Annotated in this window: 6 protein-coding genes and 1 pseudogene; 1 reads left to right on the top strand and 6 read right to left on the bottom strand. The window is 49.0% G+C overall.

From position 1 onward, the window contains the following. Positions 1-111, top strand: a 111-nt coding sequence (locus tag BN874_RS26385; protein WP_154724796.1) for a PEP-CTERM sorting domain-containing protein, incomplete at its 5' end; no start/stop codon positions are given. A gap of 136 nt (positions 112-247) precedes the next feature. Here the strand turns inward: BN874_RS26385 and BN874_RS07305 are convergent. The 6 genes and pseudogenes from BN874_RS07305 to BN874_RS25010 all read right to left on the bottom strand — a co-directional run bounded on the left by BN874_RS07305 (position 248) and on the right by BN874_RS25010 (position 5,890). After that, positions 248-916: a M48 family metallopeptidase gene (locus BN874_RS07305; RefSeq protein WP_034431813.1), complete on the bottom strand. Its 669-nt coding sequence runs from the start codon at positions 914-916 to the stop codon at positions 248-250. A 2-nt stretch (positions 917-918) separates the two neighbouring features. Continuing rightward, complete coding sequence (locus BN874_RS07300; protein ID WP_154724795.1) at positions 919-1,581, bottom strand: hypothetical protein; 663 nt, start codon at positions 1,579-1,581, stop codon at positions 919-921. A 54-nt stretch (positions 1,582-1,635) separates the two neighbouring features. After that, positions 1,636-4,201: pseudogene (locus BN874_RS07295) on the bottom strand (type I restriction endonuclease subunit R); the annotation flags it as partial. 6 nt (positions 4,202-4,207) lie between these two features. Then, on the bottom strand, positions 4,208-4,606 hold the full coding sequence (locus BN874_RS07290; RefSeq protein ID WP_034431810.1) for a type II toxin-antitoxin system VapC family toxin: 399 nt from the start codon (positions 4,604-4,606) through the stop codon (positions 4,208-4,210). Continuing rightward, the gene (locus BN874_RS07285; RefSeq protein WP_034431808.1) at positions 4,599-4,838 is read right to left on the bottom strand and encodes a hypothetical protein; all 240 of its coding nucleotides are present in this window, start codon (positions 4,836-4,838) and stop codon (positions 4,599-4,601) included. The genes BN874_RS07290 and BN874_RS07285 overlap by 8 nt, the downstream gene beginning before the upstream one ends. 38 nt (positions 4,839-4,876) lie before the next feature. Further along, the gene (locus BN874_RS25010; protein WP_051497545.1) at positions 4,877-5,890 is read right to left on the bottom strand and encodes a restriction endonuclease subunit S; all 1,014 of its coding nucleotides are present in this window, start codon (positions 5,888-5,890) and stop codon (positions 4,877-4,879) included. Positions 5,891-5,917 lie beyond the last annotated feature (27 nt).

Here is a 5,917-nt window from a genome sequence, read left to right as displayed (position 1 = left end):
GAAAAATTTGCAGTACCTGAACCTAATACTGCAATCCTGATATTTCTTGGGTTAGCAGGGTTAAGTTACCAACGCAGGAATCAATACCCGGCTAACAAGGCAGCTCAATAAGGATGCTCCTAGCGTCGCGTTCAAGGCTAAAATCGATTGATAAGTGTATTTTTATCGGCTTGTCCGGTTTTTACGTTCCATTGCTCCCTGAACTCTTTATACAAACCTTTATGAATTGTTCCTAAATTTCTTCTTCTCATATCTGTCCATTCTCAAGAAGCCACTGCTTGGCTTTCTCCATTTTTGGAGATTGCGCTCGGACGATATTCCAGAACCGAGGCGTGTGGTTGGCTTCTAATAAGTGTGTTATTTCGTGGACAATGACATAATCCAGTACATACATGGGAGCTTTGATCAGCCGCCAGTTGAAGTTGATGTTATCCTTGGTCGTGCAGGAACCCCAGCGATAGCGATTATCAACAATCTTGGCATTGGCAAATTCTACTCCGAGGTCACTGGCGAATTTTTTAGCTCGTGGAAGAATTTTCTCCTTTGCCCTGTCGATGTACCAATTGCGTAAAACCTGCTTCCGTTCGCCAGAAAAAGAAGCGGGGATCAGGAAGCGTTGCTCGAAACGTATTTCTGTTGCACTGTCCAAGGTGATTTCGATTTGATAGTGGCGGCCCAAGTAGAGTGCAGATTCACCATTCACCAGTTCCTTGCCGGGTGGATGCGGTAACTCGCGGTACTTCTGAGTATGCGTAGTCTTTCCATAAATCCACTGCCTTTTTGATTCAACAATCTGTCGAATTTTCTCCTCAGAAGTAGATTCAGGAGCATGTATGATGACGCTCCGATTCCGCTCGACGGTAATCGTCAGTTGCTTACGCTTGGCAGATCGCTTGATCGTGTAGGCCAGTTCCATAATTATCCCGCGTATAAAATGACATCGTTATTTTTTTCTGCAATCTCCATGATCCGACTCATGATCTGGGTACGGTTATAAATCAGATTGGGCAACTTGTTGTAGGTAGGCTGAATCAGCGTGGTCAGAATATCCGCTTTTAGCTTATTGCGGGCGGCAATGCTTTCCCAAAACCCGATCAGTTTTAGTTCACGTTCTACCGTCAGGAAAACCTGTTGGGTGAGATCGACCAGAACAGAAATTTCATCGTCATTTAACGCTTTTTCGCCATAAACTTCCCGTTTCAAGCTCCGAAAGAAAGGCATTTGCTTTTTGCGGTGTAACCCATAGGTCGGTTCCTGACTCGCGTTGATAATACGCTCACGCAACTTTTCCAGTTCTTCATAGATTTTTTCCCAGTTGTCGCGAAATTCACTAAACAGTTGTGTGAGCGCCTCGGCAAAAGAGGCTTGCAAGTCGGGATCGTCATCCAGCTCCACATCCAGGTGATGGCGAATGGCATGTTCCACTTCAGCCGCTTTGGTCTTGGTGCGGGTGCGCTGACTGAGATTCTTTTCAAAATCCTCATCAAAAATCCTCCTGTAAATTTTCCGGTGATCGGAACTGTGGGGCAGGCAGGTAAAATGAATATCACCTGTTGAGATCAATGGGTTGGATTCAGTCAACGCCCTAGCCTGATGCTACCAACCCTCGCCATCACAGGAAAATTTACAGGACCTCAAAAATTGAAATCGGTTCAACCTTCAGGTCAATCCCTTTCGATTCCAGATACAGGTCGGTAATTGCGCGTAACTTGGGTGGAATGCCCTTCATGCTCAAGCGTTCATCTTGAAAATGTTTACTGGCTAATACATTGATTGCTGCAAATTTGTTGTAATCGTCTATGAAATCTAGCGCCTGCCGAGCCGGAAAAACCAGGTTCATGCACTGGGCGAACTTCTTAAATGCCTGCATGTAGTCAAAGCGTAGATTTTCGTCATAGAAAACGTCGAAAAAGGCATCGTGATCGGTTATATCGGTTAAGCCCTGTTGCTTCAGGAAGGACATCAACGCAGCTTGACTGCTTTGAAGATTGCGAAGCTCTTCTTCTGGAAAGCTCAGGGTGTCAATAATCTCCTTTTGCTCGCGCTCGTCATAGACATCAATAGCTTTCTTCAGATGATGACCCACGCCGACATAATCCACCACGAAACCTTTGTCTTTAGTGATACCGCCGACCCGATTCACGCGGGCAATGGTTTGTAACAGGCCGTGGTCAGTAGTGATCTTATCCAAATACATGACCTGTTCTACGGGCGCGTCAAAGCCGGTGATGAGCATGTTGGCGACAATGAGGATGCCTATATCGCCCGTCACTCCTTCGTCTTTGCTGCCGAAGCCCATTTTTAAACTCTTGATGCTGCGCTCGTGCCGCGATGGGTCTGAATAGGCTTTCAAGTGCGGTAAATCGTTATGGCTGCCGGAAATCACCACATCGGTTTGCAGCTTGCTTAATTGGGCGAGATCAAGCCTGTTCGGATTGGACTGCTCCAGTTCGGCCACCGACGCGGCTAATGCGGCATCAATCTGTTTCTTGTAGCGGGCGGCGGCTTCGCGGGAGGTGGCGACGACCTGCGCCTTGTAGCCATTGGGAAAAACATGGGTTAGATAGTGTTGCACCATGTCCTTGGCTTTGGCGGCGATGACCGGTTCCGCTTCAAGATAGGCGTCCCTCGATCCATAACCGAGAATCTGCAACCGTTCCTGAAGGTTGTACTCGCTAAATACGTCAGTAAACGCCTGATCCATACCCGCCTGATCCGTCACTTCGGCGTTGTGGGTGCGGCCTTCGTAGACAATCTCCAAAGTCACGCCGTCGTCAATCGCTTGGCGCATGGTGTATTTGTCAATGTAATCGCCAAATACCCGTTCAGTTTTATCAATCGGGGTGCCGGTGTAGCCGATTTTGGCGGCGTTGTTGGGGATAGCTTTGTCCAGGTTCGCGCCGAGCATTTTGTATTGCGAGCGGTGGGCCTCATCAGTCATCACCAGAATGTTAGGACTGGGATTGAGCTGCGGGAAGGCGACCGTTAGATCGGTCTCGCGGAATTTGTGGATCATCGCCATGACCAAATCCGAGGTATCCGCCCTGAGCAGTTCTTTCAGCTTGTTGATATTGTCCGCCATCTTGACCGTGAAGCCGATGCTGCGGCTGGTTTCGTTGAGCTGGTTTTCCAGTTGAGTCCGGTCGGTCACAAAAACCACTTTCCAACGAGCCAATTGGGGGTGGCGGTACATCTCTCGCACCATGAACATCATGGTCAGTGATTTGCCCGACCCTTGGGTGTGCCAGATGATGCCGCTGCGCTCGCGGGGATTCTGGCCTTCCAGCAGGCGCTTGACCGCGAGCTTGACCGCCCGGAACTGTTGATAACGGCCTACGATCTTGATCGTCTGGCCTTTGTCGTTGGTAGAAAACAGGGTAAAGGTGCGGATCAGGTCGAGCAGGTTGGTTTTGTCCATCATGCCCGCGACGAGTCGCTGCTGGTCATTCGGACTGCCTGAGCCGTGATCGAGGTCGTTTAGGGTGTACGGATAGGGATCAGACCAGCGATAGAAGTGTTTTTCGTTGTGAGTGGTGAGGGTTCCAAACTTGGCTTGCTGGCGACAGGTGGCAATGATCATCTGGTTGAAATAGAACAGCGGCGCACTGCCTTCGCCCTTGGCTCCACGCTGCTCGCTGTAACGCAGCATCTGGTCAATCGCTTCGGGAATGGCGTCTTTAACCTTGGGTGATTTGCACTCGATCAGCACCACCGGCAACCCGTTCACGAACAACACAATATCGGGAATGATGTGGTGTTCCGTGCCCAGGATGCGTACCTTGAACTGGCAGACGGCGATAAAGCGGTTGTTGTCCCGATTCTTGAAGTCAATAAAGCGCACGGTTGGACTTTGTTCGCCGGTCTGCCGGTTTTGGCTGGCGCTGGTGTTCTCCAACAGCAGGCGCAGGACGTATTGGTTGTTTTCAATCAGCCCGGTGCTGGGAAAACTGGCGGTCAGTTGCTTAACCACATCGTCAATCTGATCGGCTTCCAGCCAGTCATTGATGACTTTGAGTTGTTCTCGCAATACCGGCAGCATGACGACTTCAGTGAAGTTCTCCCGGAAGGTATCGGCGGGCGTTTGCTTGGTATCGGTCAGATCAATGATGTCCCAGTCGAGACCGTAGAGTTGGTCCAGCAAGGGCTTTTCAACGTGATTGCGTTCGTCGAGTTTGTGGTGCGGGTTGGGTTTTGGGCGCATGGTGTTTTAAGCAGTCTGATAACCGGCTTGGGTGAAATGGTGATCGAAGGTCAGCGCCTTGGATAATCCCATTTCCCGCATCACCTCGAAAGAAAAACAATCCACCAGTCCCCAGCTTTTATCCTGGTACTGATCATAGAGCCGTAAAGCGGAGTTGAAGCGTTGCGGAGTCAGATGAATAAGGGTGACTTCATCGGCTTGCAGAAAGTAATGCAGGATTTGGCTGGCTTCCTGCCGGGCAATGCGGGACAGGGCGTTGCCGATTTCGAGCAGAACAGCATCGGTAGTGACTAATGGATGGCCTTCATAGCGTTGGGAGAGCGCCAACGCACGGGCATGGTGTTGATCATTTTGGTTGATAAGAGCAATAACATAGCCGGTATCGACAAAGAGCGGCTCAGGCATCTTTCTCACCGTTCAAATAGGCATCGATATTTTCCGAGAAGTCCGTCGGGCCGGATATTTTAATTTGACGCAAATGAGCTAGAAGCGACCCTTTTTGGGGTGGTTGCGGATCGTCTTCTTTAATCAGCAGCACTCGAACCAGTTTGTCGTTCCACGCTTTGCGGTAGAGTTCGGGTAGGATAACGGTCACTGTTCCATCGTGGGCAATGGCGTTTAGTTCAATGGCGTCCATTGATGCACCTCAAAAAAGATAAGGACAGGTCGGTTTGATTATGCGGACTCTGACAAAAGCGGCGTAACTCGAACCTTGCCAGTAAGCAGGTCTTGCATGAGGGCAGTTTTGAGGGAGTGGAGTTTGGTGAGATATGAAACACGACCAGTGTCAACCTTGTTTAATGTCGTTAGCACAAGGCCAATTCTACTCTGCTCGTGTCTTGGTGGAATGGGTAATTGCATCTGCCTTAAGTTTCTCTGATTCAACTTTGGTTGAGCCGATCCTGAAACAAGCAGTGAGTAGTCGTAAAACTCTAATCGGTTGGTGAGGAAATCGATGTCTTGATCGGCCTTTGGCTTCAAAACGTGGGCTTGATTATTAACCCAAATTCTCCCGCTGACTTTGAAAGCCAGGGGCAAATGTCGCGAAATTACATTCTCTCCATCCTCACCAACCAAAATGAGGTCATCATCGAAAAGATATTTATCGATGTGATCTATGATCCCAGAGGCTCCGTAGTATGGAAACTCGCCATCCATTTGGTCGCGGTCATCCTGTTTCAAAGGGATGCGTTTCCCATCCCAAAACTCTACGCAATCATCAAGAGCTTCAACCTCCCACTCCACCGGAATCCGTCCCAGCGGTGAATCCTTGAACTCGTGGGTTTCCTCGCTGCGAAGATTGCCGTGTTCGTCAATACCACGAGTGAGAAGGTCTTGCATCAGGCCGGTCTTGATGCGTTGCTGCTTGGCGATTAAAGCCTCAGTTTGCTCAATGGCTCGATCCACGGTTGAGAGGATTTCGGCGATTTTTTGTTGTTCGAGATCACTTGCTGGATATTGAAATTTAATCTTATTAAGTTTCTCCTTATTAAGAGTAGCCCCTTTAATTGCTTGGTCTACGCCTTGAAGCACATCCCAATACTGAAGCCCATGCCTTAAGTAATCGGGATTAAGGCTATTTGGGATCAAGCTGGCTATAGCTTCATTTGTATAAAGAGGTCTACCTGCTATCGCTACGCGCCCTATAGTGAGTTTGCAGCAATTCCCGCTCTCCTTATTTAGACCCACTTTTTAATAGGTCGATTAATGATTTCA

Origin of the sequence: Candidatus Contendobacter odensis Run_B_J11 (assembly GCF_000531125.1) — a bacterium.
Taxonomy (GTDB): domain Bacteria; phylum Pseudomonadota; class Gammaproteobacteria; order Competibacterales; family Competibacteraceae; genus Contendibacter; species Contendibacter odensensis.
The sequence above is the reverse complement of the archived record's forward strand: the minus strand, read 5'-3'. Positions and strand labels throughout refer to the sequence as shown.

What these genes read in the sequence shown, in the direction of transcription:
- BN874_RS07305 (WP_034431813.1), bottom strand. Translation starts at nt 916, where the DNA reads ATGGAACTGGCCTACACGATCAAGCGATCTGCCAAGCGTAAGCAACTG.
- BN874_RS07290 (WP_034431810.1), bottom strand. Translation starts at nt 4,606, where the DNA reads ATGCCTGAGCCGCTCTTTGTCGATACCGGCTATGTTATTGCTCTTATC.
- BN874_RS07285 (WP_034431808.1), bottom strand. Translation starts at nt 4,838, where the DNA reads ATGGACGCCATTGAACTAAACGCCATTGCCCACGATGGAACAGTGACC.